Source organism: Kineothrix sp. IPX-CK (assembly GCF_039134705.1).
Classification (GTDB): Bacteria; Bacillota; Clostridia; order Lachnospirales; family Lachnospiraceae; genus Kineothrix; species Kineothrix sedimenti.
Map to the genome: position 1 here is coordinate 4599911 of NZ_CP146256.1, position 26054 is coordinate 4625964.

The following is a 26054-nucleotide window of genomic DNA, read 5'->3' on the forward strand; positions in this document are numbered from 1 at the left end:
TGCATATGTTCATCCATGATTCTCACCGAATATCCTTATGTAATTGGGAACAAAAAAAGGCAAATTGAGTGCATAGTAAACCATAATGTTGTTTAGCCATTTTATACTTATACCGCGAGTACGGCTATGTACTCTATTTCAATTGACCTTAAAGGAGGAATCCTGTATGAAATATGAAAATAAACCATCCAAGTTCACCTGGGAAGGTCTTGGAAATATTGGCGAGGGCAGAAAAAACCTTGGGCCGGATATGCCGGTGCTCATTTACCGTCTGTTTCAATATACCTTGAAAGATATTTTATCCCGGGAATACGATGAAGTGACCGCCAGCAGCCTATATCGCGCAGCCGGACATATGGCCGGTACCGAATTGGCAAAAAATGTGCTGGATCTTTCCGGCGACTTCGATTACTTTATCGCTAACCTGACCAACAAACTAAAGGAGCTGAAAATTGGCGTTCTGCGTATTGATAAAGCCGACTTGGATTCGCTTTCCTTTACCTTAACGGTTTCAGAAGATCTGGATTGTTCAGGCCTGCCTATTTCGGGTGAAACCGTGTGCGACTATGATGAGGGATTTATTGCAGGCATTCTCGAAACATACAGCAGTCGTCAATTTATTGTAAAAGAAATCGACTGCTGGTCTACCGGAGACAGAACCTGCCGATTTTCCGCAATTCCAAAATAGTCTGCACCAGTTATATGAGAATGGTCAGGAAAGGAAGTAACGAAGGTGGACGATATCAGTCAAAAGACACTTATAGCTATGCAAGATGTACTGGAGAAGCTGCTATCCGGCAAGCAGTGTGGCGTAATGGAAGTACATACCTCTATACCCGAACTGCAGGCACTCGTTACGAAAATGAATCAATTGATTCAGAATTTGAACGAAATAAATCATCTGGCAACAGATCTTTCGCAAGGTAAGCTGGATACTCCAGTGCCACCCCGGCATAACTATATGGCCAGTCCATTGAAGCAGTTACACTCCCAACTGTCTATTTTGACATGGAGTTTGCGGCAGCTGAGGTCAGGATATGTTGTCAGTAAATTTGAGAATACCGGTGAATTATTTGATGCATGTAATGAACTGGTCGATCAGGTAGCGGTATTTTCCACGCAGGAAGCTGACAGCATAACCCCCAGTATGTCAATATCATTCAATAGCTGGCGTTATCATCAGATCCTCCAGACTCTCAATCTTCTTCATGTGTCAGTTTTGGAGGTAGACGGCAACGGACGTGTGATATACGCCAATCTCTCAGCAAAAGAAATGTTTGGAGATATCAAATACATTTCAGAACAAACGAAAAGCAATGTAATTAAATTTATTGCAACAAATATCATAATTGACAAAGAAAATAATATTTTTCCGATTCATCAGGAGATTTATGAAGAAAGCAGCAGCACATGGTATCAAATTACATCCGACAGGTTTTTATTGCCAAATGGACAAGTGTGCGTATTCAACGTGATTGACAATATCAGTAAATGGAAGTTTAATGAATGCAAATTAAAAATGTCTGCCGCGATTGATGAAATGACAGGAGCCTATAACCGTAAATCCGGGCTGGAGGAATTGGAGAATATTATGACCCGGGCCGATTCTTCAAAAACACACTGCATTGCCTTTATCGATATTGATGGCCTGAAACCCATCAACGATAACTACGGTCATAGTGAAGGTGATTATGCAATTAAAACTATTGCCAACGTACTTCTCTCATCAGTTCGTGATTCGGATGTGGTTTGCAGATATGGAGGAGATGAGTTTATGATTATTTTTAAAAACAGCGAAGAGGATGCGGCAGAAAAAATCATCACAAGAATGTGTGACAAATTAAAAGAACTCGGGAATAAGACCCCCAAACCTTATACAATGTCCTTCAGCTATGGTATTAAGGCATTTTCTAATTGTACTGATTCTGCCTATAATATTACAGACTTGTTAAAAGAGGCCGATCAAAAGATGTATCAATACAAAACCAAAAAAAGAAGGTGCAAAGAGGGAATTCCGGCCTCAGTTAATAGGCAGCAGCATAGTTGATTCTAAACAAGCAACAGATAGTACTGGTGATAGAAAGGAAATCGTCCTCCATGAATAAAAAATTCAATTCAAATAACATGATGGAACAAATGGTTGAATATAAACTGCCGGAGCTGATGAAGGCATCGAAAATGTGTACTTGTGAACGATGCCGCGCTGACGTGCTCGCATTGGTATTGAACGAGCTGCCGCCAAGATATGTTGTGACCCGCGTTGGTGAGGCGATGACGCGATTTGAGCTTTTGAACACTCAGGCACAAACCAATATTACCACCGCAATTATGTTCGCCGTTAAGAAAGTATCCCAAAATCCCCGCCATGATGAAACGTAAACCTGTCTCCTGCCCTGAGTCATTCTCTAGGGCAAGTGGATTCTCTCGGTATGATTCTCCCATGCAAGATGGTGATGCCGCCTTCCTCTTCCCCTTTTATCAGACCCACGAGCTGCTCAACAGCAAGCGCTCCCTGCTTTTCGAAAGAAGTTCTGATGGTGGTGAGGGAAGGTCTTACCAACCGTGCTGTTTCGATATCGTCGCATCCGATAACGCTAATCTGCTCCGGCACACGGATGCCTTCTTCTAAAAGTGCTTCCAGCGTACCAATCGCGCTTTCATCATTGGCGGCAAAGACAGCTTCAGGAAGCTTCTTCCCCGTCTCCAGAAAATCCTTCATGGAATTGTAAGAAGCCTCCCGCTCAAAGTCACCCTGCAGGATATAATCTTCCTCCAAAGTGATGCCCGCCTGCCTCAATACGTTAATAAAGCCTCTTTCTCGCCCAGTGCTGTCGAAGTTGTTCTCCACACCTCGCATGTAAGCGACAGTCTTATGCCCTAATTCCAGCAAAAACTTTGCGGCGAGTTCGCCCTCGTGATAGGAGTCAAACACAACGCTGGATATATACTTTCCTTTCATCTCTCTATCTATGAACACAGTGGGGATATCGTTATCCACCAGCATTTTTATATGCTCTTCCTTGATCCATCCGTTTAAAACGATGGCACCGTCCACTCGTTTGCCCAAAATATTTGCCATCATATTGTTGGATTTGTCGCTGATAAAAATATTCAGCTCATATCCGTGCTTTTTGCATGCCCGAAAGATGGAATCTGCCAATACTCCATAATAAGGTCCCTTTATGGAGTTAATGAACAGTCCGATTACATTGGTCGCCTGTGCCTTTAAATTTCTTCCGTTCAAATTCGGCATGTAATGCAGTTTCTCCGCTATCTTTAAAATATGCTGTTTTGTATCGGGATGCAGAACATCTACATCGTTTAAAGCATTGGATACTGTAGATATGGATACTCCGGCTTCCTTTGCCACATCCTTAATAGTCACTTTTTTCGATGCCACTTTTTATCCCTCCGCAGTAATTCGGTAAATTTAAGTAATAGAACAAATATCGATCCATTCTCTAGCTTGCGATGCTCTTTCCAGCTCCTCAGGGGTCATTACCACACAGCTGCTGCTGCTCCCTGCCGCAGGAAGGACTGTTTCAAAACGCTTCATGGAAATATCCAGATAAACCTTAACGTTTTTATCAGGAATATCAAAAGGACACACGCCGCCTACAGCATGTCCCGTATAAGCAATGACCTCCTCCGGCGTTAACATTTTCGCCTTAGTGCCGAATATGGCCTTATACTTCTTGTTGTCGACCTTGGCATCCCCCGACGTAACAATTAATATAACGCTGTCATTCGTTTTAAAGGAGAGCGTCTTGGCAATTCTCGCCGGAATAACGCCTGCAGCCGCAGCCGCAAGCTCCACCGTCGCACTGGATACCTGGAATTCCCTGACCTTGTCATCCAGCCCGAAAGGCTTTAAATATTTTTTAACACTTTCTACTGACATTTTTATCTTACTTCCTTTTTTATTTTACTTCTTTCGTTCTTACTTAAAGCTTTAATTTCTTAAACAAATCTCCAAGAGACGTACCGATTTCCTCATTTGAGCTATATTCCGCGGCTTCCTTCTCTTCCATTTCATCCGGTCTTGAATCCTCTTCCACAGCCTTTATACTCAAGCTGATCTTATGGTCATTAGTGCCCAGCACCTTCACCTTCACCTTATCTCCTACTGCCAGCACCTCAGAAGGCTTCTTAATCCTTTTCGAAGAAATCTGAGAAATATGCACCAAGCCGCTGAGTCCATCCGCAAGAGCGATGAACGCGCCGTAAGGCATCAAAGATTCCACGGTTCCCTCCAGTACCGTACCCGGCACCAGCATAGAAATCTTATGATTAATTTCCGTCTCCGCTTTTTGCTTCTCCACGGCCTTCGCCGACAAGACCAGCTTCTTCTTCTCTTCATCCACTGTAATGACCTTCACAGTAAGCTGCCTGTTCATCCACGGCTCCAAATCCTCCACATAACTAAGAGATAGCTGTGATGCCGGAATAAATCCTCGAATTCCTTCCGCATAAGCAATAACTCCGCTGTTTACCACCTCGCTCACCTTCACAGAAATTTCCTTCTCATCATTCAGATACTGCTTCAAAATATCCCATGATAAAATATCCTTCGCTTCTTTACAAGAAAGCTGAATATTCCCTGCCCCATCATCTGTCTTAATTACGGTAGCCTCAATAACAGAGCCTATTTTCACTTCCTCCAGAATATTAAACTTCGGATCATTACTCATATCTTCCGCCTTGATGATGCCCTGAGCAAAATAATTCAAATCGAGAATCACTTCCTCTTCATTCACAGAAATTACCGTACCGGATATAATCTCCCCTTCCCCGATCTTTCTGAAAGAAGCCTCCAGCTCCCTGCTGTAATCCGCCATCGTTTCCTGAGTTCCGGCCTCATTTTCTGCAGCCGTCTCCATGGAGGTTCCGGCGTTTCCGCCCAGCATGTCTTTTTCCAGTAAATCTTTTTCCATAATCTTTCTCCTTTTATTTTATTTTTTAATCAGGTAATTGCCTATACCACAGGTGGTATGTATATGTTTAAAAATACCCACTTATCACATGCGAAATTCCCTCACTTCTTTTACCACAAACACACATAACGAACGAGGCATCATCCGCATTCTTCCACAGGCTACCTCCGGCATATCCTCCTCCGACCGGGGAATACCATCCGCAAGATATTTCAACCCCGTATCTGCCGCTACAAACCACTCCATACCGGGAACTAAACCCGGCAGCAAGAATTCCTGCTCTTCCCAGAATACATTGATTGCCAGACACACGATATCATCTTTATCATTTATGCCGTCCTGAGCATTACGCCCTGCATAAACGATACGCAGTACCTTAAGATTCTCTTCCGGCTCCATCACATGGATTTCGGGGAAACCCAAGGAACATCGTCCGGAAAACTTCCGAACAATAACATGCTTCTTCCTAAACTGAATCATGTATTTAAAGAAGTCGTAGATATCTCTGTTTTTCTCCAGCATATCCCAGTTAAGCCACGAGGTCTCATTATCCTGGCAATAAGCATTATTATTTCCATACTGGGTATTGCCGAATTCATCTCCGGCCAGGAACATCGGTGTTCCGCGGCTCAGCATAAGAACTGCTGCCGCATTTTTTATCATTCTCCTGCGAAGTGCGAGAATTTCCTTATCCTCCGTCTCACCTTCCACTCCGCAGTTCCAGCTTCTGTTATCGTCGCTTCCATCCGTATTGTCCCAGCCGTTGGCTTCGTTATGCTTCATATTGTAGGAATATAAATCCCATAACGTAAAACCGTCGTGGCAGGTCAGAAAGTTTACCGACGCGTTAGTACCTCTGAATTCGGGAAGATACAGGTCCCTGGAGCCGGTGATCCGCTGCGCCGCAATGTCCGCCATGCCATAATCGCCCTTCAGGAAATTACGCATATCGTCCCGATATTTACCGTTCCACTCCGCCCAGCGGTTCCATGCAGGGAAGCTGCCTACCTGATAAAGGCCTCCCGCATCCCACGCCTCGGCAATGAGCTTCACATTTCCAAGAATAGGATCGAAAGCGAGACTTTGCAGCAGAGGGGGCTTGCTCATCGGAGAGCCGTCCTCGTTACGCCCTAATATGCTGGCCAGATCGAAACGAAAACCGTCAATGTGATATGCCGTTACCCAATACCGCAGGCATTCCAGTATCATCTGCTGCACGATAGGATGATTGCAGTTCAGCGTATTTCCACACCCGCTGAAATTATAATAATAGCCCTCTGGAGTAAGCATGTAATAAATATTATTATCGAAACCCTTGAAAGAAAAGAATGGCCCCTGCTCGTTACCCTCCGCCGTATGATTGAAAACCACATCGAGAAAACATTCAATGCCATTGTCGTTCAGTTCCTTTATAAGTTCCTTAAGCTCCGTACCTTCTCTGTTATATTCAACCTTTCCTGCATAACTCGTATTCGGAGCAAAAAAACTGACAGTATTATAGCCCCAGTAATTAATTAAAGGCTTTCCATCTACTTCCCGGTAATCGGACATTTCGTCGAATTCAAAGATAGGCATTAGCTCAACGGCGTTTATTCCAAGCTCCTTCAGATAAGGTATCTTTTCCCTTAAACCCTCGAAGGTTCCCGGATATTTCACGCCTGAAGATTTGTGATAGGTAAGTCCTCGGATGTGCATTTCATATATGATTAAATCTGCCATAGGTATCAAAGGCCGCCCGTTATTCCTCCAGTCGAAATCGTCCTTCACCACCCGGGCTTTGTAACAGACCGTCTCTTTTTTCTCCATGCCCCACACACTCTGACCGGTAACCGCCTTTGCATATATATCTAACAAGCACTTATCTTTATCGAATAAAAGTCCTTTTTGGGGGTTATATGGTCCGTCCAAACGATAGGCATACTCGAATTCTTCGATCTTCAGCCCGAATACGATCATCGAGTATACCTTTCCTATCTTATAATTTTCGGGAAATCTTAGTACCGCATAGGGTTCCTCTTCCATCCTCTTAAACAAAAGCAGTTCGCAGGAGGTAGCGCCGAAGGAATGTACCGTGAAATTAACACCGCAGGGAATTGCCACTGCCCCGTTAATTTCATACATCCCCGGCCTCACTTTAAAACCGTCTATTACGTCCATCGGAATCATGTGAATGCTGCTTAGCGGAGAAATAATCTTATTTTCTTCCATTCTTGTCCTCCAAGCCCGATTATCCGGTGGGCATAACTTAATAGGTCCTAATAAACTCTTCCACTTCATTCTTAGCGGGCATAACGCGCAAGGCACCTTTCCTCGTCGTAACGATAGAAGCGGCAGCGTTGGCAAAAGTAAGCATTTCGTCCAGCTTCTCTTCATTCAGATTATCGATACCGTATTTCAGAATATGGTGCAGACAGCAGCCGCCGAAGGTATCTCCCGCGCCCGTAGTCTCTATTGTCTTTTCCTGAACAAAAGCGGGCTTATCCACTTTGATATCCTTATAATAAGCTCTGCTTCCGTCTTTTCCCATAGACAGCACGACCAAAGGAATGCCGTATTCCTTTCGCAGTTTCTCTATACCTTTATCGTAATCCTCTTCTCCGGTAAACCACTGAATCTCGTTGTCGGAAATCTTCAAAATATCGCATTTGCCCAGTCCGTACGCTACCTGCTCCTTGGCTTCTTCCAAAGACTCCCAAAGGGGCGGACGCAGATTGGGGTCGAAGGAAATCAGTGCACCATGCTCCTTTGCCATTTTGATTACCTTTTTCGTCGCTTTACGAACCCCTTTATGAGTCATAGATAAGGTTCCGAAATGGAAGATCTCACTATGCTTGATCAGTTTTTCATCTATCTCGTCTTCTGTCAGCAACATGTCCGCGCCAGGATTGCGGTAGAAAGAAAAATCTCTGTCTCCGTCTTCAAAGGTCTGAACAAATGCCAAAGTGGTCCTTGCATCCTTATCCACAATCAAGCCGGTAGTATTGATTCCTACTTCCTCCAAAACTCCCTTTAACTTCGTTCCGAATATATCTTCCCCGACCTTTCCGATAAACGCAGTACGGTCGCCTAATTTCTGAAGCATAGCCAGCACGTTGCATGGAGCGCCTCCCGGGTTGGCTTCAAATATTGTATTTCCCTGCTCACTCACTCCGTTATCCGTAAAGTCAATCAGCAATTCCCCTAACGCAACTACATCAAATTCCTTTTTCATTTCGTCTTCTCCTTTTGCAGCATTACATTTTTAAATATCTTCTGAAATTCCCAAAGCCTCCCTGATTGGCCGTTACCATTAAATTCCTTCCTCTTCGGAACGAACCTTACATCCGTTGTCATAAGAGCCGATTTCACAAGGATCTGCTTTATCCCTGTCTGTACAAAACGTACACGACGGACAGGGCTTATACTCTCCCATGAATTCTCTGGGGACTCCTTCGTTTACGGCATTGTGTCTGCAGTCGAAACACCAGCACATCTTACATTCTTCAAAATATTGCTTGCCGTCTTTTTTTACTTCCTCTGATTTTTGTGGTTTCTCCGATTCCTTAGAAATAAAAATATCGAAGAGATTTATCTGTCCCTCTAACTGCTTTCTCATTTTCTGTTCTTTCTTATGTGTTATAATAAATGGTTTCGCCCGGCCGGCTTTGAATATATTCCTGATATACCTTCATTATATCTCGACTTAGAAAATATTGAAATCCTTTTTAACATATTATTCTATTAATATTCCGTGAAAATATTATTTTTTATACTATTTCGTATATTAAATAAAGAAGCAGCTAATCTTTTCCTTATATCGGGTGAATTAGCTGCTTTTCCAATTATTCTTTTAATTAAAATTCAATTTGTAATTTCATTTCTATCGGCTTTATTCCCGTCAGTTCCGCACTTCTTGCGTCCGGCTGGTTCATGCCTGCATACAGAATATAATTACTGCCGTCATAGAAACGTTCTCCTTCATCGTTAACAACAGTAAAGCTTTTTTTATCGATAGTCAGTTTTTGCTTTAACGTTTCTCCTGCCTTTATATGCACTCTTTTAAAAGCACACAAGGCCGGATTTCTAACAGCAAATCTTGAATCTAGGTTTTTTATATAAATCTGAATTACATCGTCGGTATCTACAATTCCCTGATTTTCTGCCATGACTTCAACACATATACCGTTTTTATCGATTTCCATTACCTCAATTCCCATAACCTGTGTTTTTCCATAAGTCAGTCCAAAGCCAAACGGAAATTGTGCCTTTTTCTCCATATAGCGGTATGTTCTTCCCTTCATGCTATAATCCGTAAATTCAGGAAGCTCTTCCACGCTTTCATAGAAGGTTACAGGAAGTTTACCGGAAGGAGATACCTCGCCAAATATAATATCGGCAGCACTTTTCCCTCCGCGGGCACCGGGATACCACAGTTGCAATATCGCACCAAAATGGCTGGCAGGAAAACTCAGATCGATATCGCTTCCTGACATTAGACAGAACACTACCGGTTTCCCTGTTTTTTCTATCGCCTTCATTAAATCCCTTTGCGGCTTTGGAAGCCTTAAATCTTCTTTATCTCCAGAAGCGTAGCTGTTCCCGGTGTCTCCCTCTTCTCCCTCTAACGTTTCATCCAGGCCAAGACAAAGAATAACAATATCGCTATGTTCTGCCACAGTCAGCGCCTCAGCCAATCTATCCTTAGCAAAAGCCAGCTTTTCCGTTCTTTCCTCCGATAGCTGACATCCCTCTGAATATAAAACGCGGACTTTATCCCTGGCATAATCCTGAATACCTTCCAGTACGGTAAAATATCTCGAAGAGGTTCCATGATAATTGCCGATCAGCGCTTTCCTGCTGTTTGCATTGGGACCTATTACTCCGATAGTTTTCAACTTATCCACATCCAAAGGCAAGATTCCGTCATTTTTCAACATAACGATGCTTTCCTTTGTTGTTTTATCCGCAAGCGCCAAATGTTCCTCGCATTCTACTTTTTCAAACGGTATTTTATCGTACTCGGTTTTTTCAAATAATCCAAGAAGAAAACGGGTAGTAAACAACCGGACAGCGGACCTGGTAATCGCTTCTTCTGTTACTAGTCCATCCTGAAAAGCTTTTAATATATGAAGATATATATTTCCACAATTAAGATCGCAGCCGGCGTTTAATGCCATTGCCGCAGATTCCTTCGCCGATGATGTAACCATATGATGTTCATGGAAATCTTTAAGTGCCCAGCAATCTGAGACAAAATGTCCTTCGAATTCCCATTTGCCGCGAAGAATATCCTGCATCAGCATCTTATTTGCGCAGCAAGGCTCTCCGTTTACCCGGTTATAAGCTCCCATTACCGCTTCTACCTCCGCTTCCTTTACAAGCGCTTCGAAGGCAGGAAGATAGGTTTCTTCCAAATCCTTAGGCGTAGCTAAGGCATTGAATTCATGCCTTAGAGCTTCGGGACCGGAGTGAACTGCATAATGCTTCGCGCAAGCCGCCGCTTTCATTACCTCTTCATCCCCCTGCAAGCCCTTGACAAAGGCTACACCAAGCCTTGAAGTCAAGTAAGGATCTTCTCCGTAAGTCTCATGCCCTCTTCCCCATCTGGGATCTCGAAAAATATTTACATTAGGTGACCAAAAGGTAAGCCCTTTATAAATATCCCTGTCACCGTGAGCAGAATATCCATTATATTTTGCCCTTCCTTCTGTTGCAGTGCAATCAGCAATCTCATATATCAATTCTTCGTCAAAGGCTGCCGCCATACCGATTGCCTGTGGGAAAACTGTCGCAGTACCGGCGCGTGCCACCCCATGCAACGCCTCCCCCCACCAGTTATAAGCAGGTATATTTAACCTCGGAATTGCTGGTGAATTATATCTTAACTGCCCGGCGCGCTCTTCTATCGTCATTTCTGCAACCAGCTTGGTAGCCTTCTGCCTCGCTTCTTCCCTCGTCATTGTTTACCTTACCTTTCCAAGCTTTTATCTTTTTAAATTTAACCCTTTACCGCACCTGCCGTTAATCCGTCTACGATCTGGTTGCTGAACATGCAATAAACGAGAATCGTAGGCGCTATTGCAATAATGACCGCTGCAAACATCTGAACATAATTCGTCGAGTATGGCCCTACAAAATAGGTCAGGGTTACCGGCAGAGTTTTTTTGGTCGTATCGGATATAAATACCATTGCCAGTAAAAGCTCGTTCCAGTTTCCTACGAAGGTCATAAGTGCCGCTACGCTCATACCTGTCTTGGAGAGAGGTATCGCTATTTGAAAATAACATTGATAAATATTACATCCGTCGATACATGCTGCTTCAAACATTTCTCTCGGCATGCCCTTAAAAAATCCTACCAGTAAAAATATGGTCATCGGAAGAGAAAACGTAATATAAGGCAGAATCAAACCCGCCAGCGAATTGGTCAATCCGAGATTGGAAAACCGCACAAACAGAGGAATTAGTACACAGTGTACAGGTACCATCATTCCTATCATAAAATATGTCATCGTAAGTCCGGACAGCTTCCATTTCATCCTCGCGATGGCAAAAGAAGCCATAGAACCGAAAAACATGCTGACGATCAGCGCAATTACACATACAATCAGAGAATTGAGCATAGCCCTTCCCAGATAGCCCTTAGTCCATGCAAAAATGTAATTTCCAATCTGTAATATTTCCGGCATTCCGAAGGGAGAAGCAAATACTTCCGCATTTGTTTTTAAGGAAACGTTTACCATCCATAGAAGAGGTACCAAATATACTAAGACCAACAGCAGTAATACTACATATATGATGATTGAAATCGGGCTGACCGGTTTTTTATTTTTATTAATCATACCTTCATCCCCCTAACTTTCATAAGTTTCTGCTTTAATTAATTTATTGATAAGAAAAGATACTATTAAACAGAGAACCAGCAATATGACGGATATGGAACTTGCATAGCCGTATTTGAAATATTGGAAGCCCTGCGTGTATAAATGCGTTGCCAGCACGTCTGTACTATGATTAGGACCGCCTTGTGTCATATTATAGACTAAATCAAAAAATTTCAGGGAACCGATGCAATTTAACGACAAGGATATGGTCACCATCGGTTTTACAAGCGGAAGCGTCAAATAGCGGAAGGTCTGTCCCTTGGACGCACCGTCAATATACGAGGCTTCGTATAATTCTTTTGATATTCCGCTGATTTGTGCTATGTAGAGCATCATTGTCGATCCTACATACTGCCAGAGTGCAATGCAGGCGATAACCCACATAGGCAGAACGATAAATCCCTTTGTAGAAGAAAGCCACATCGGACCTTCTACGCCGAAGTAGGCCAGCATCTGATTGATTCCCATCTTGGGATTAAACATGAATGCCCAAAGCAAACCCAAAGCTGCTGAAGAGAGAACGCAGGGAAGATAATAAACATTCTTAAAGAAGTTCCTTCCATGCTTTATATTCGTTAGAAAAACCGCTAACAGCAATCCGGTAATCTGCTGTGAAACAGCTGAAAATATCATGAAGAATAATGAATTTTTAAGAGCTGTCCTCATCGTTTCATCGTCCGTAAATAAATTGATATAATTCTTAAGTCCGACAAATTCCGGCTTTGTCAGCGCATTATAGTCACACAAGGAATAATAAAATACCTGTATAATAGGAATAAATAAAACAAGTGTAAATAAAAGAAATGCGGGTGCAATAAAAATGACAATCGCTTTTTTATCTTTTAAAATCTTTTCCATTAGGGAACCCACCTCCCGATGCTTTTTTAAAAGAATACGGGACTAAATTTCAAGCCCCGTATATCTTCTTAATATTCGTTACTTTTTAATTCCAGACATTTTTTTCATAGAAGGACTGTACTTTCTGGAACGCGTCCTCCGAAGTAGCATTTCCGAGGAAAATATCTACCATAGCGTTATCGAAAACATCTCCTGCTTCCACACTCGCCAGGGATTCATTATAGAAGCCGAAAGTACCCGTCATATTAGCAAGGATATCCTGAACATAGGATAACTGTGCAGGCGCCTTGGAGTAATCGATTTCCACATTGGTTACAACCGGAATCTTTCCTCCCACCTCTGCCGTATATTTCTGCGCTGTATCATCCGTAAAATATTTCATCAATGCAATTACCGCATCAGGATGTTCTGTAGAAGAGCTCATAACAAGGTTATCTGTCTTAACGATCATGCGATTCGGGTCAGCTCCTCCGGTAACCGCCGGAAATTGGAACACACCGCATTTGGGCTCAAAATCAGGATTATTACCGTTAACCTGAGCTATAGCCCAAGAGCCCTGGATAAGCATTGCCGCTTCGCCGTTATAGAATGCGGCCGTTGCCTGATCATTGGAATCGCCTGCAGCCGTTGCCTGGAAGTATTGGGATAACTCTTTCAGCTTATTGCCCGCGTCGATAAAAGTAGGATCTGTCCATTCCATCTGATGTTCTGCAATTTTCTGAAGATTATCAGGGCCGCCGACACGATCACAAAGATAACCCGCTACCATGGATAAACACCATGCCGTTCCTGCGGAGCAGGAAATAGGAGTATATCCCGTGTCTTTGATTTTCTGACACGCTGTTAGCAATTCCTCATAGGTGGAAGGAACTTCCGCACCCGCTGCTTCAAATATCTCCGTGTTGTAGAATACACAAGCAGCCGCAAAATTCGTTGGAACAGCCATTATTTTTCCGTCATATGTAATTCTTTCGAAGATACCTCCACTGAAGCTGTTATACCAATCCTTTTCCTGGTTCGTAAGTATATCCGTTAAATCAGCCGCAACGCCCGCATCTACGTACTGTGTCAGATTAGGTCCCGGATTACAAATGAATATATCCGGCGTATCCTTCGCTGCGATAAGAGCATTCAGTTTTGTATCATACTCTTCCAGATTCGTAGTTATAACGTTAACATGATAGGTTCCTGCATAATCATTATTAAATCTGTCGATAACCTCTTTATAACCTTTGGTAATTAAATCTTCCGTAGCCTCTAGGTCATCCCAAAACATCCATGTGATTTCCACTTCTTCTCCGGTTGAAGCCGTTTCAGTTTTTGTTCCCGTCTCAGCCGCATCGGTAGTCTCTGTACTGCTGCTTTCGGTTTGTGCCGTACTTCCCGTATCCGTAGATACGCCGCATCCTGACAAAAGACTTGTAATCATTCCAACCGACAGTAACAATGACAATAATTTTTTCTTCATTTACTTTACCTCCCTATTTTTACTTTTTGGCAACTTCATAACTTTGTAACTTTAAAATAACATACTGCTTTTACTCTTTCTTTCGAATAATTGCCTTATAATTATTAATTATTGCTATTTTAGTTATATTAAAATTATTATTATTGTCAAAATATACTATAATATAACTTGTTTTTATAACATATTTAACAAATAAAATTAATTATGGATTTAATATATTTACTTTTTTGTCTTGTATTGCTACTATTTTATTAAATTGTTAGGTGTTTTTTATTTATAATTTGGCAATAATTAACTCATAAAAATTGTCATATACACTATTAATTACTTTTTGATTGATAAACAGGGGAAGTGACCGATATGATTGAGAATTTAAAAGGTATTTATGAAACTGTAAATTTTAAAGAAAACACGAATTTAAGACTTTATGATAACAATAAATATGAAGACTATCCGCCTCACTGGCATACACCTCTCGAGATTATAATGCCCACTGAAAGCACATATACGGTCATATGCTGTGAGCATACCTTTGTGCTGCGGGAAAACGATATTATTCTTATATGTCCCTGCTGCCTGCATACCTTATATGCACCTCAAAAGGGCAGAAGAATTATTTTTCAGCCGGACATATCTGTCCTTCGTGAGATAAGAGAATTGGAAACTGTACTATCCATATTATCTCCTGTCATTGTCATAACTCCGGAGGAGTATCCTCAGATCCATCCACAGGTTCAGGCTTTGTTATTGGAAATCAAAGATGAATATCTGAAAAACACTCCTCTTTCGGAGGCAGCTATCTACGGAAAACTTCTTTCCATTCTCATTTTGATCGGACGCAGTTATACGGAAAATAGAAAGACATTTGACGTTACGAATAATAAGCAGCAGGAATATACCGAAAAATTTATGTATATATGCGATTATATAAGCGCTCACTGCACGGAAAACCTGACTCTGGATGACGCAGCCAGCCTTGCGGGTTTCTCTAAGTTCCACTTTACAAGGCTATTTAAGCAGTTCACTAACGTGTCCTTTTATAAATATTTAAACCAAAAAAGGATTGCTACGGCAGAAAAGCTTCTTGCGAATCCTCAGTATACAATAACGGACGTTGCCTTGAATTCAGGATTCTCAAGCCTCTCTTCCTTTATCAGGATGTTCAAGATCATTAAGAATTGTACGCCCACGGAGTTTCGGAGCATGTATACCATTTCATAAAATCAAATACCTAGGTAAGAATCAATTGTGTAAAACGGGCATAATTGCCGTTATTAGCATCATGATTGGACGTCGCATAGATACCCATGGTACAACCAACGAAACCTCCGGCAGCCTCCGAGGTAAGACCGCGGATATCGGTACTATGCAGTGTCCTTCCCTCCGTTATGCAAACTAGCGAGAGCCCCTTTACGTGCATTTTCAGCCTATAGGAGCTTGCTGCCTCCTCTTCAAATAAGACGGTCTCTTTTTCTTTTTCCGTCTTTATTATTCTCACCTTACTTCCATTAACGGAGGCATCTGAAGCCGTTACGGTAAAACGAACATAATTTTTTTCATTATATAAGTAAACTAGCCCCGCCTCTTGCCCGCCGTAAGGAATAAATTCCATCGTCGTTTCCATGGAAAAGTCTCTGGAAGTAACTCTCACTCCAATGTAAGCAGGAGAAAGCTCATCTAATATATTTTGAGGAAGGACCTTAAGCGCGAGCCTTCCGCCCTCTTCCATTCGATACATGTCCTTCTCCGGAAAACGGAAAAAGACGCATCTATAATCCAGGGAATCTTTCCATTCAATATTCCCTCTATTGCCAAGAGCAGTTACTTCCCTTTCTAAAGCAAAAGGAACTTCTTGAACCTCCGTCAGCTTACCTTCTCCCGGATTAACGATCGGCCAGTCGTTCTCCCATACGAGTTCAGCAAAAAAGGTCTCCCTGCCAAGGGGAGCATACCCTTCCTCCGGCCTCGTTCCGAGCATAACGATATACCAAAGGCCCTCCGGCGTCTCGATGATATCCCCATGACCCACATTCTGTACTTTCGCATCATGTCCAAGATGTCTATGGGTGAGTACCGGATTATAAGGGCAAGCCTCATAAGGACCGAATATATCCTTACTTCTTGCGAAGCAGATACTATGTTCATAACTGGTTCCGCCCTCCGCTATGAGCACATAGTAATATTCTCCCCTTTTATATAAATGGGGACCCTCCGCCCAAATGGCATTTTTCATGGATCCATCCCACACTACATGGACTTCTCCTGTCAATTCTCCTTTGCTCAGATCCAATTTCTGTATCCATATTTCACAATCACCGTAATATCTCGAATCCTTTTTGCCGCGCTGCCCGATATAATAACAATCCTCCCCCTCGAAATACAAGCTTGGATCGATTCCCGGCGCATCTTTTAAATAGATAGGGTCCGACCAAGGCCCTTCCGGTTTTTTAGCTGTCACATAAAAATTCCCCCCTCCGGACACGTTCGTTGTAATCATATAGAATGTACCCTCATGATACCGGATACACGGGGCATAAATTCCCTGAGACATTCCCGCACCCTTCAAGGAAAGCTGTTCTTCACGCACCAGCACGTGACCGATCTGCTCCCAATGCACCAAATCCCCGCTATGAAAAACAGGGACTCCCGGCGCATAAGAAAATGTAGAATTCACAATATAATAGTCCTTTCCGGCTCTGCAAATCGACGGATCCGGATAAAATCCCTTAAGTAACGGATTACGAACACTTCCCATAATTACCTCCAATCCAATACCTTAGTAAAATCATTATAATTTATCAATTTTTGCTTTACTATATAATTCTTGCTCTGCTTCTCTCAATTATTGTTTTTATTAGGAAGTTGCTTTTTCATCGATACTCTTCTTAAGCATTTTGCTTCCCCATTCGTACATGCCCTTATTGTCATACATCCTATAATCACATTCCAGACAAGCAATTAAAAACAGGTAAATATCATACCATTTTGCCCTTTTCAGCTGCGAGCAGCTCAATCCTTCGATTCCATAACCTTCAAAAAAAGCTTTTTCCAACCCATAAGTCCTAAATCCTACTTCCATAAGTTCATCGGCCCATAGGCACCTTTCGAAATCGATGATCCCGGTTACTGTAGTATTTTCAACAAATACATTCCCAGCCCATATATCCCAGTGAACGAACTTCGCTTTCTTCACCTCTTCAAATATCTTCTTGTCGGCCTTCAGCATGGATAATACCTTTTCCTCGGAAACCGGTATGGAGATATTCTTACGTCTTGCATCGGAATAAGTGTCCATCACCATCGAACAGAATACCTCATACCAATTAGTTCCTTGTTTTTCTTTCTGTCCGTAATAACCGAAGACATCATTTTCAATACTGTTAATCGCTTTCGTGTACTTCCCCATTTGGAAGAAAATCTCATCCTTTTCCTCTTGCGTCATCTTGTCAGCAATGCTTGAAAAACTGCTGCCTTCCAGCTTCTCCATGAAAAAATAACCGCTTTCACATATTTCACATCCGTTATCATAAAATAATACCCGCGGTACAGGAACAACGGATTGCTCCTCCATCATTTTCATTGCATTCACTTCACTTAGCATAATATCTTTTTCATGAGTCATTATAATCGCATCCGGAGGAGGTGCAATCTTCAATATCACATCCCTTTTCTCTAAGCTTATCTTAAATGCGACGTTGAAAAAGCCTTCCGTCAATTCAACCATATTTTTTATTTTTTCTTGCGGAAAAGCTTTACAAATCATTTGCTCAATGCACTGTTCGCTTACTTTGTTTTTCGTTATACTAACCGGCATTCTTATCTCCTTTGGCAATGTGATTATATTTAGAAATTATATCGGTTTTTATGTGATTTATTTTAGGATTATTTTATCATATGATCTGTAGTTTTCCTATCTTATTCTTTTCTAGCAGTGTATTATGCAGCAAAAAAATAGCTGATTTGACTTCTTGCAAAAAGTTCAGATCAGCTATTTTTAATTCAATTACGTAAATCCGATTTGTTAATTTAATTTCTTAGCTTTGCTTGGCTATTACAAGAAACCTTCCATCTTCAGTATGATAAGAGCAAGTGGAGAGAGTGAGAAATCTGTCGCCGTACTGCACATCTACTCCGGTTTGGTAAAGAGATTTCTTCTTTACTTCTTCGATATAGCTGTCAAATTCCTTCTCCCCAGATAGATTCACAAAAAAATACTTTTCTACTTGTGAATTATCGGCGGCGTCTATGGGGAAGGCTGCCAGAATTTCATATTCTTGTACCTCTTCGGATGTATAAAAGAGGATTTTTTTATGCGCTCTCCAATACGTTTTATCCTGATAGGATAAGAGGCCTGAAAACATAGAACCGTTTTTCATATTGTGGCCATAAACGATTACGTTGTCGGAGCGTGGGGTGACGGAACAGGCTGCATCTATAAAAGGTACCCCTGACAATGAATACTTTTGCACAAAATTCCTATGCAAATAATATTCTCCGTCCTTTGGCGTATACATTACCGGATAGTCTATCATCGTATCCTGAATCGTAATCCAACCTACGATGTCACTATTTTCCTGCTGCAACGCCGTTAAATCAATAAAACCTTTGCTTTCTGCCCCGGCAAGAGGCACATCCCCGGATAAATCCATGGGAGCCGTGCTCCTGCCATCGGCTGTTTCAATCAATCTATGGAATTCTGCTGCATCGTGGGAGAGCGAGTAGAAATAAATTCCAACGCTCAGGCATCCTGCAACGACAATTACACAAAGAATTCCAATACATAGATCAATCGCTTTTTCTTTTGTACTTTTTGCATATCTTTTGTACTTATGAATCATAGTAATAGCCAAAAATTTTTCTTTTGTATAAAAAGAGCACCATCACTCCGACAACCGCAATCAGCGTAACAATAATAATAGGTATCAGAGGCATACCGTCCCCTGTCTTGGCAATAGAAGATGCCGGCAAGAGTACACCGTCTTCATCCACATATGAGTAAGTACCATCGGCATTCTGCACTCTTGTATATGTTCCCAGAACATTGCCGTCCTTATCCACCAAGATAATCTTGTCAGGGGCGTCCTTTCCGTTGGGATCAGGCACCTCGCCTGTCTTGTACTTAGGAACTACGGAAGACTTGGAAGAAGTAGTATTATCCGGATCTTCAGGATCCTTACTGCCGCCATTAGACTCATCTACGTTATATGTATTTGTAAAATGCGCCACACTGGCCGTATCCTTCGAAATAATTCCGGTTTCACCAGTAGATTTCTTCACATACCCTTCCGAAGAATAATCAGCTTCCTCTACGGTATACGATGTACCTTCCAAAATCCCGGTAATCTCTATAGACTGTCCGTCCGCGAGCCTGATTATATCCCCACTCGCTATCGTTCCGTTATCCAATCCTATACCCGTATAAGAATAAGTCTTACTCGTATTGAAAGTGACGGTAAATTCGAATTCCTTGCTTTTGTTTCCTCTGTTTCCTGCAACCGTCTTAGCAATAGAAAGAACTCCGTTATTTTTAGAATTAATGAAAGATGCAGTACTTGTTATTCCATCCTTTATCAATCCTGTATCCGCATTTTTCGTTGTAACATAGCCCTCTTCAGAATAGTCCTTTTCAGTTACAGCATATTTTGCTCCTTCAGGAAGATCATGAATTGTAATAGATTGTCCATCAGAAAGCTCAATCTTTCCACCGCTCGCTATCGTTCCGTTAGAAACTCCATTTCCTGAATAAGAATAAGAGCCGTTCGCATCTTTAAAATTTACATTAAATTCAAACTTTTTAGTTTTGTCTCCGGCATTTCCTTCTACAGTTTTTTGAATAACGAGTTCACCTATATTTCTCGCATTTCTAAAGACAGCGGCACTGGTTTTCGTATTTTCTATTATTCCCGTATCTCCTGCTTTTGTAGTGATATATCCTTCACCGGAATAGTCGTCTTCGGTAATCTTATAAGTCGTATTTTCAGGCAGACCATCTATAGATATACTTTGGCCATGTTTTAACTTTATAGTACCACCGTTAGTTATCGTTCCGTCAGGTACACCGCCCAGACCGGTATAGGAATAGGAACCGGTAGCATTGAATTCTATTTTGAAATTAAATTCCTTATTAGAATCTGCTCCGCTGCCCGAAACTATTTTTTGAACGACCAATCCTCCGATATTTTTAATATTCGAAAATGATACCGTTTTTGTTTTATCAACTTCTACAGTCCCTTCCGCATCACCTAATGCCATCGAGACATAACCTTCTGAAGAATAATCCTCTTCTTCTACCTTATAGGTACTCTCCATAGGTAAATCTAATACTTTAAAGCTTTCCAAATTAGATAATTCAAAGGTATCTCCGCTTTTAACCACTCCACCCTTTACAATTTTATTATCCTTATCAAAGAGATTATATGCATATGCCGATGTAAGTTCTATGCCGTTTTTATCATTCAAGAGTAATGTAAATTCAAATTTTTTTGAAAGGTCGGCACCTGAACCAGCCACCGCTTTCGAAATCAAAAGATTGCCTGTCGTGCCATCCTTATAATTCTTAATATCGATATTATTTTCGACAGTACCGTCTATGCTTGTTACAGGAATACCCGATCCATTCTTTTCCACATGAACCATATATTCTTTTTCCGAAGGAGTATATCCCGTCGGTACTTCTGTTTCTTTTAGGATGTAATCACCATCCGGCAGAGCTTTTAAAGAAAGAACTCCGCTTGCATTAGTAATTCCTTCTCTTATAACTACTCCATTGGAAGAATATAATACAAATTTAACACCTGGTATTCTAAGATTCGTATCTCCATCTGTTTTTGTTATTTCAAACCAGCCGTTTCTTTGATACAACGCGCCGGATGCGAAGCTTGCGAGGCTGAATGCCGAGAGTCTGGATACAGGAGATCCTGTGGATTTAACAAATTGTACCGTATTATTTATATCCTTTCCGTCTCCAGTTATATCGGTATAATAAATCAATCGATAAGACTGGCTTGAATCCGGAGGATAAAACTTAAGAGTCCGCATTTCATTATCATACGTTAATATATTCTTATCAGGAAGAGTTAACTCAGTATCTTCCGTATATGATCCATCTTTATTCAGCTTCAATTCAAATATTTGTATATTCTTCTTTCCGGTCGCAGCATCATTAATCAGCAATTCACCTTCACTATCAATTCTTAGGTCGATACCCGGATTAAGAATATCCTTAATATAAGCATCGGTATAACTAATGTCATAGGGTCTGTAATCTATCGTCCATACCAAATAATCTTGATTAACATAACTTTTATCTACATCTTTTGTAACTATAGAATTTTCAATTATAACATCGGTATTAGCATTAACTCCCACGGTCACCTTCGTATTATCTATAAGATTTACATTATTTTTTTTTGTATAATTTTTAATTTCACTTAGATAGCCTTTTGCAGTATCTTCTGTTGGGCCTGCTTTCAACAAAATAACGTAACCTTTATTAAGATCAGTAAAATTAAAAGTCATTTCCTGTCCTTCATCCGCATTGACAGATGCATTCGGTCCGGCTACTTGCATAACAGATGAATAATCTGATATATAACCTGTTGCATTTACCTTAGTACCATTTCCTGTCCCCTCATAAAGCAAGAAGTAATCGTCATCCTTAATTTTTTTGAATTCCCATCCTTCCGGGAGAGTATCTTTTATTTTATAATCTCCTATCATTTCATCTATATTGGTGGTAACGCCATCTGTTATATCGATGTTGTATGCATTGACATAAATACGATAAATAACCGATTTATCAACATAATCATAGCTACCTGTATTGCAGCCTGAACTGCCGTTAACAGCCGCTATTACATCGCTATCATTTGGATTTCCCGCTGTAACCGTATCCGCATCTTCTCTCGATAAAGTATTTTTCTTAAGCATATTACTCGAGATACCTATAGATGCAGTACTATCATTTAATTTATTAGCTCCGGCAAATAAAAAAGCTGTATTATCAATCGTATTGCTTCCATTTGAGGCATAATAATTTGGATTAGTAACAATAGTGCTAAAAGAAAAATTATGAGTACTCAAATAATCTATCCCTTGAAAATCATCCTTAGTCACTACTAATAAGTCCGCAACCTTTTCTCCAGCAATAGTGAGAGTATGCACCGTAAATCCAAGCCCTGTAACAGAAGGCAATGACGTCTGGTCTATCATCTGATAAAAATGGGGAGTAATCTCATTCAGGACATCTTTCGTCACATATCTTAAATCTCCGGAAGCACCTATTCCGAAATCTATACCATCAATATCATCGATATTAATACTCCCTCCGTATACCAGAAGGTCGAGTACCCGTAAATTTCCTCCTAAAGATTGCTTTAATGTATCAACTTTAATATTCCAACCCATCTTATGATTTTGATTGTCATAAGAACCGGCTGTCTTTGTAATACTTGGAACACCAATCGTAACACTGGCATCACTGCTTGTTATTCCTCCCGGTTTTTCTGTTCCTTTTATTGTCGCGTTGTTATTAAAAGTAACCTGTTTCTGCCCATTAATAGATGTATCTGTTACCTTGGTAACTATTGTAACTTTATATTTACCGGAAATGTCGCTCATAGAAAAGGTAAGCTTCTCTCTGCTTCCCTCAACACTACTACTTGGATGAATAGATAATGACAAATCATATTCATTTGTTAAATCATTATATTTATCTACAGTAGAACTGACATAAGAAAGGCCTAAAGGCAATAAATCTTCTAATTGAGCATTACTCATTGCACCATCGATAAATATGGTCCATTTTATTTCTCTGTTAGAAGGATCATAAGTACCGCCATTCATTCCATCCCCTATTTCTTCTCCGCCTTTCTTAATCCAATCCATAGTATAAGAAGCGGAACCATCGTCATAAGAAACCCTTACGCTATCCTTATATATCTCTGCCATATTATTAATTGTAGTTGTGCCATTACTATAATATTTATCGTCAGGTATCTCCGTATCGAAGAAAATATAAACCGTTCCTATAACATCAGCACCGGCAGGAAAAGTATAAGTCAATTTATCACTTATATAGTCAGGCGTAACCGCTCCCCCTCCGATTGGATTAATACCATCTGCATCCGTAGTGATTTTAAAACTGTTTGAATTATAGGTTCCTACATTTGTCAAATCATCAGAAAAAGTATAACCCTTTAAATTTCCATCTTCTGCAGCCCCGCCTTCTTTATCTGCACTTACTTTTACCTTCCAGGTTATTTTTCTATTGGACGCATCTGCAATACCGGTTTTTTCAGTCGTTACAGTAGTTGATTTCGGAGGTATTGTTATTTCAAAAGTTTTATCATATATGGAAACTGTTTTCTCTAAATCTTCTTCTCCATCATTTTCACCATCGTATTTCAATGTCATACTAAAATTTGCACTTGCGGTATTAATAGTAGGATCATTTATAGTATCCTAAAAAAGTACTTTTGCAACTTTTTTGGTACCACCGCTGCCATCATCAGCATCATCTAATGTTAAAGTACCTACTGGAATACCATTAAATTCCAATTCAGCCGCTACTAAATTAACCAAACTGAAATCAGCAGGAAAATCGATTATAGCATAATCTCCGCCTATTATATATTTTGATGTATCATCCTTATTTATACCATTATCACCAATAACGGGAAAATCGAACGATACATTCACATCTACATCTTTCTTAGGATCTAATTTTTCCCCTGCAGTTACATCTATTATATCGGTACCTTGTTTTAAAGTAGCTAAAAAATTATTCAGAAGATTTGATTTTTCAATTCCTACATATGTACCTAACAAAATGATATCATTTGCTTCCATTACAGACGGCTCATTTGCATTGCCATTAATTCCGTTTAAATCCGTACTTTCGGTATTTCCCAAACTATTATTTAAAATATTGGTTTCTTTACTGCTTTCACTGCTACCAGTTTCTCCCCCTTCACTGCCAGAACCCGTAACTCCGTCTGCAGTACTCTCGGTATCTTTTTCAGTGAAATAATTCTGACTTTCTCCAGTCACAGAGGAATTTGAAGATACTCCCTGTGCATATGCTGTTAAAGAATTATTTACAATTATATTATTAGTGCTTATCATAACGAAAAAAAGTAACCAGCTTATCCCCTTTATAAACTTCTTTTTCATTACTGATTTAAATGGATTCATTCTTCTGCCTCACCCTGATGTTTTTTATAAAATATTAAATTTAGAAAAAAATTGTATATATATCAAATTAAAGTTTTTCAATAATAATCATAGTGATAGTAATTATTATCATTTTCTTTCTTCTAAAGTATATAGAATTATAAAAAAAGAAACTTGAAAAATATTCAAAAAAAAGGTCCTATTATGTCGTCTAACGGAAAAATATTCAAAATATTTTTAAAATCGATGGTAAATTAATATGATTTTGTGTTAAAATGAAATAAAAATACAGGGTATAAAAAATTCTTACACATAAAAAGAAAGTATGGTATCACGTATGAAAATCAGTTTTCTATTAAAAGAACTCATTACAATTGCCAAAAAGCAAAAGACAGATTTTGCACTTCACATGAATATGACTCCCAGCGGACTTAGTAAGATTCTTACGGAAAAGGGAATTCCTACTATTAGAGACAGGAAAATTTTTACCAGGCTGGCCGCCGAATATTTTGCGCAAAATATTTATTCTCCCGGCTGCTATTGGAAATTTGAAAATATCTTTCCTGTAATCTATGATTTTGAATCTCAGGATGATTTACAGTCTTTCTTATCCTATGCTATCGAATATGCCCTGGATGGAGCTTTTACGGAAGAAATTAACATCAATCTGGATTATTCCGAGAGAGGACAATATTATATTGGCAAGAGACCGGTGATCGGTATTCTTTGCATTATTTTATCGGATTATGTTACTAGTAATTCTGATAATCTATCAGAAATTTATTTTTCCATTCCTCTGTTAGATTCTTCTTATACGAAGATATTCCACAAAATAGTACTGATAGGGAATGATGTATTTAAAAATATCACATTTAATTTCTTTTATAATAAGAATTTGTTAAGCGAACTCATAGAAAATAATCCGGGTGTTATGAACTTTAGCAGTATTCTCTCTCTGATCGTCAAGTTCCATAAGTATTTTCAAGTCAATCTATGGGAGACCTCTCAGGACACTACTCCTTTTTTGCTCTTAAAGAGCAATATCTTGATGTTTTTCAATGCACAAATTGATGGAACTCCGCTTTTAACTACTGTTTATCATAAAAGTTATCTTGCAGTTTTTTATAATATGCTTATGAAGAAAGATACAAATAAAATTAGTTATGAAAAAGAAGAGATTATTACATTCTTGGAGAAAAATCCTAATTTCTTTGAAAAATTAAAAGAGAAGGGGCCTGGAAGCGTCTATAACTTCACTTCCTTCGGATATATGTTAACAAATGAAGAGTTAGATTCGTTAAATGGAAATAAGACTCTTAGAAAGAATATTAAAAAGCTATTCGACGACGCTATGGACAAGGATACTAATTACCTGGTAACTAACACTTCTATGGATAAATTTATATCCATGGGAAAGATGATCGTTCCTTTTATTGGTACTTCTTATTTTCCGCCCAATAAGAGAATTCCATATTTACAGAGATTTAATTCCTACATGAATACGGGCAGCTATAACAAATTGAAAATTATTAACATTGATTTATCAAATATGGTTATATTCTGTTTTGAAGAATTTAGTCTGGTATATGTGATAAGTGATACCTATGAAAGAGAGACACTTCATTTCTTTAACACAAATAAAATCAGCTCTCTTTTATACAATGAAATGATGAAAGACAGTGAGTTATCTATAGATTTTTCGACTGAACTCTGGAACGCTTATCAACAAGAGCTTGTGGATCACATTCCCTAATTAGTG

20 protein-coding genes are annotated in these 26054 nt (G+C 40.0%); 5 read left to right on the forward strand and 15 right to left on the reverse strand.

What is annotated here, in order from left to right; translation table 11 throughout:
* The first annotated feature begins 166 nt into the window (after positions 1 to 166).
* The 3 genes from V6984_RS21730 to V6984_RS21740 all read left to right on the forward strand — a co-directional run bounded on the left by V6984_RS21730 (position 167) and on the right by V6984_RS21740 (position 2379).
* Complete coding sequence (locus V6984_RS21730) at positions 167 to 688, forward strand: V4R domain-containing protein (protein ID WP_342757684.1); 522 nt, start codon at positions 167 to 169, stop codon at positions 686 to 688.
* A gap of 45 nt (positions 689 to 733) precedes the next feature.
* Positions 734 to 2047 carry a sensor domain-containing diguanylate cyclase gene (locus tag V6984_RS21735; RefSeq protein WP_342757685.1) on the forward strand — a complete coding sequence of 438 codons (1314 nt, stop codon included), beginning with the start codon at positions 734 to 736 and terminating at the stop codon, positions 2045 to 2047.
* A 77-nt stretch (positions 2048 to 2124) separates the two neighbouring features.
* The gene (locus V6984_RS21740) at positions 2125 to 2379 is read left to right on the forward strand and encodes a late competence development ComFB family protein (RefSeq protein ID WP_342757686.1); all 255 of its coding nucleotides are present in this window, start codon (positions 2125 to 2127) and stop codon (positions 2377 to 2379) included.
* Positions 2380 to 2398: 19 nt separating this feature from the next.
* On the opposite strand, the gene V6984_RS21745 is transcribed toward V6984_RS21740, so the two are convergent.
* The 10 genes from V6984_RS21745 to V6984_RS21790 all read right to left on the reverse strand — a co-directional run bounded on the left by V6984_RS21745 (position 2399) and on the right by V6984_RS21790 (position 14122).
* The gene (locus V6984_RS21745) at positions 2399 to 3400 is read right to left on the reverse strand and encodes a LacI family DNA-binding transcriptional regulator (RefSeq protein ID WP_342757687.1); all 1002 of its coding nucleotides are present in this window, start codon (positions 3398 to 3400) and stop codon (positions 2399 to 2401) included.
* A gap of 30 nt (positions 3401 to 3430) precedes the next feature.
* A complete protein-coding gene (locus tag V6984_RS21750) occupies positions 3431 to 3901 on the reverse strand; it encodes a YbaK/EbsC family protein (protein WP_342757688.1) in 471 nt (156 codons plus the stop codon).
* A 43-nt stretch (positions 3902 to 3944) separates the two neighbouring features.
* Entirely contained in the window at positions 3945 to 4880 is a 936-nt protein-coding gene (locus V6984_RS21755; protein ID WP_342760068.1) for a S1 RNA-binding domain-containing protein, read from the reverse strand.
* A 138-nt stretch (positions 4881 to 5018) separates the two neighbouring features.
* Positions 5019 to 7142: a glycogen debranching protein gene (locus V6984_RS21760; protein ID WP_342757689.1), complete on the reverse strand. Its 2124-nt coding sequence runs from the start codon at positions 7140 to 7142 to the stop codon at positions 5019 to 5021.
* A gap of 37 nt (positions 7143 to 7179) precedes the next feature.
* Positions 7180 to 8145, reverse strand: a complete 966-nt coding sequence (locus tag V6984_RS21765; RefSeq protein WP_342757690.1) for a carbohydrate kinase — start codon at positions 8143 to 8145, stop codon at positions 7180 to 7182.
* Between the two features lie 78 nt (positions 8146 to 8223).
* The gene (locus tag V6984_RS21770; RefSeq protein WP_342757691.1) at positions 8224 to 8529 is read right to left on the reverse strand and encodes a hypothetical protein; all 306 of its coding nucleotides are present in this window, start codon (positions 8527 to 8529) and stop codon (positions 8224 to 8226) included.
* 238 nt (positions 8530 to 8767) lie between these two features.
* Positions 8768 to 10873 (reverse strand): glycoside hydrolase family 3 C-terminal domain-containing protein, encoded by a 2106-nt coding sequence (locus tag V6984_RS21775; RefSeq protein ID WP_342757692.1) that lies wholly within the window; start codon positions 10871 to 10873, stop codon positions 8768 to 8770.
* 38 nt (positions 10874 to 10911) lie between these two features.
* On the reverse strand, positions 10912 to 11754 hold the full coding sequence (locus tag V6984_RS21780; protein WP_342757693.1) for a carbohydrate ABC transporter permease: 843 nt from the start codon (positions 11752 to 11754) through the stop codon (positions 10912 to 10914).
* Between the two features lie 12 nt (positions 11755 to 11766).
* Complete coding sequence (locus tag V6984_RS21785) at positions 11767 to 12654, reverse strand: sugar ABC transporter permease (RefSeq protein ID WP_342757694.1); 888 nt, start codon at positions 12652 to 12654, stop codon at positions 11767 to 11769.
* An 85-nt stretch (positions 12655 to 12739) separates the two neighbouring features.
* A complete protein-coding gene (locus V6984_RS21790) occupies positions 12740 to 14122 on the reverse strand; it encodes an ABC transporter substrate-binding protein (protein ID WP_342757695.1) in 1383 nt (460 codons plus the stop codon).
* 360 nt (positions 14123 to 14482) lie between these two features.
* On the opposite strand from V6984_RS21790, the gene V6984_RS21795 reads away from it, so the two are divergent.
* The gene (locus V6984_RS21795) at positions 14483 to 15343 is read left to right on the forward strand and encodes an AraC family transcriptional regulator (RefSeq protein ID WP_342757696.1); all 861 of its coding nucleotides are present in this window, start codon (positions 14483 to 14485) and stop codon (positions 15341 to 15343) included.
* A 10-nt stretch (positions 15344 to 15353) separates the two neighbouring features.
* On the opposite strand, the gene V6984_RS21800 is transcribed toward V6984_RS21795, so the two are convergent.
* From V6984_RS21800 to V6984_RS21820, 5 genes are all read right to left on the reverse strand, one after another.
* Positions 15354 to 16877, reverse strand: a complete 1524-nt coding sequence (locus tag V6984_RS21800; protein ID WP_342757697.1) for a glycoside hydrolase family 43 protein — start codon at positions 16875 to 16877, stop codon at positions 15354 to 15356.
* 99 nt (positions 16878 to 16976) lie between these two features.
* Positions 16977 to 17936, reverse strand: a complete 960-nt coding sequence (locus V6984_RS21805) for an aminoglycoside 3'-phosphotransferase/choline kinase family protein (RefSeq protein WP_342757698.1) — start codon at positions 17934 to 17936, stop codon at positions 16977 to 16979.
* Between the two features lie 220 nt (positions 17937 to 18156).
* The gene (srtB, locus tag V6984_RS21810) at positions 18157 to 18960 is read right to left on the reverse strand and encodes a class B sortase (RefSeq protein ID WP_342757699.1); all 804 of its coding nucleotides are present in this window, start codon (positions 18958 to 18960) and stop codon (positions 18157 to 18159) included.
* Positions 18950 to 23536, reverse strand: a complete 4587-nt coding sequence (locus V6984_RS21815; RefSeq protein WP_342757700.1) for a DUF7601 domain-containing protein — start codon at positions 23534 to 23536, stop codon at positions 18950 to 18952. Before V6984_RS21815 ends, srtB begins: the two co-directional genes overlap by 11 nt.
* A 48-nt stretch (positions 23537 to 23584) precedes the next feature.
* The gene (locus tag V6984_RS21820; RefSeq protein WP_342757701.1) at positions 23585 to 24316 is read right to left on the reverse strand and encodes a hypothetical protein; all 732 of its coding nucleotides are present in this window, start codon (positions 24314 to 24316) and stop codon (positions 23585 to 23587) included.
* A gap of 316 nt (positions 24317 to 24632) precedes the next feature.
* Here V6984_RS21820 and V6984_RS21825 point away from each other — a divergent pair, with 316 nt between their 5' ends.
* A complete protein-coding gene (locus V6984_RS21825) occupies positions 24633 to 26048 on the forward strand; it encodes a hypothetical protein (protein WP_342757702.1) in 1416 nt (471 codons plus the stop codon).
* Positions 26049 to 26054: the final 6 nt, after the last annotated feature.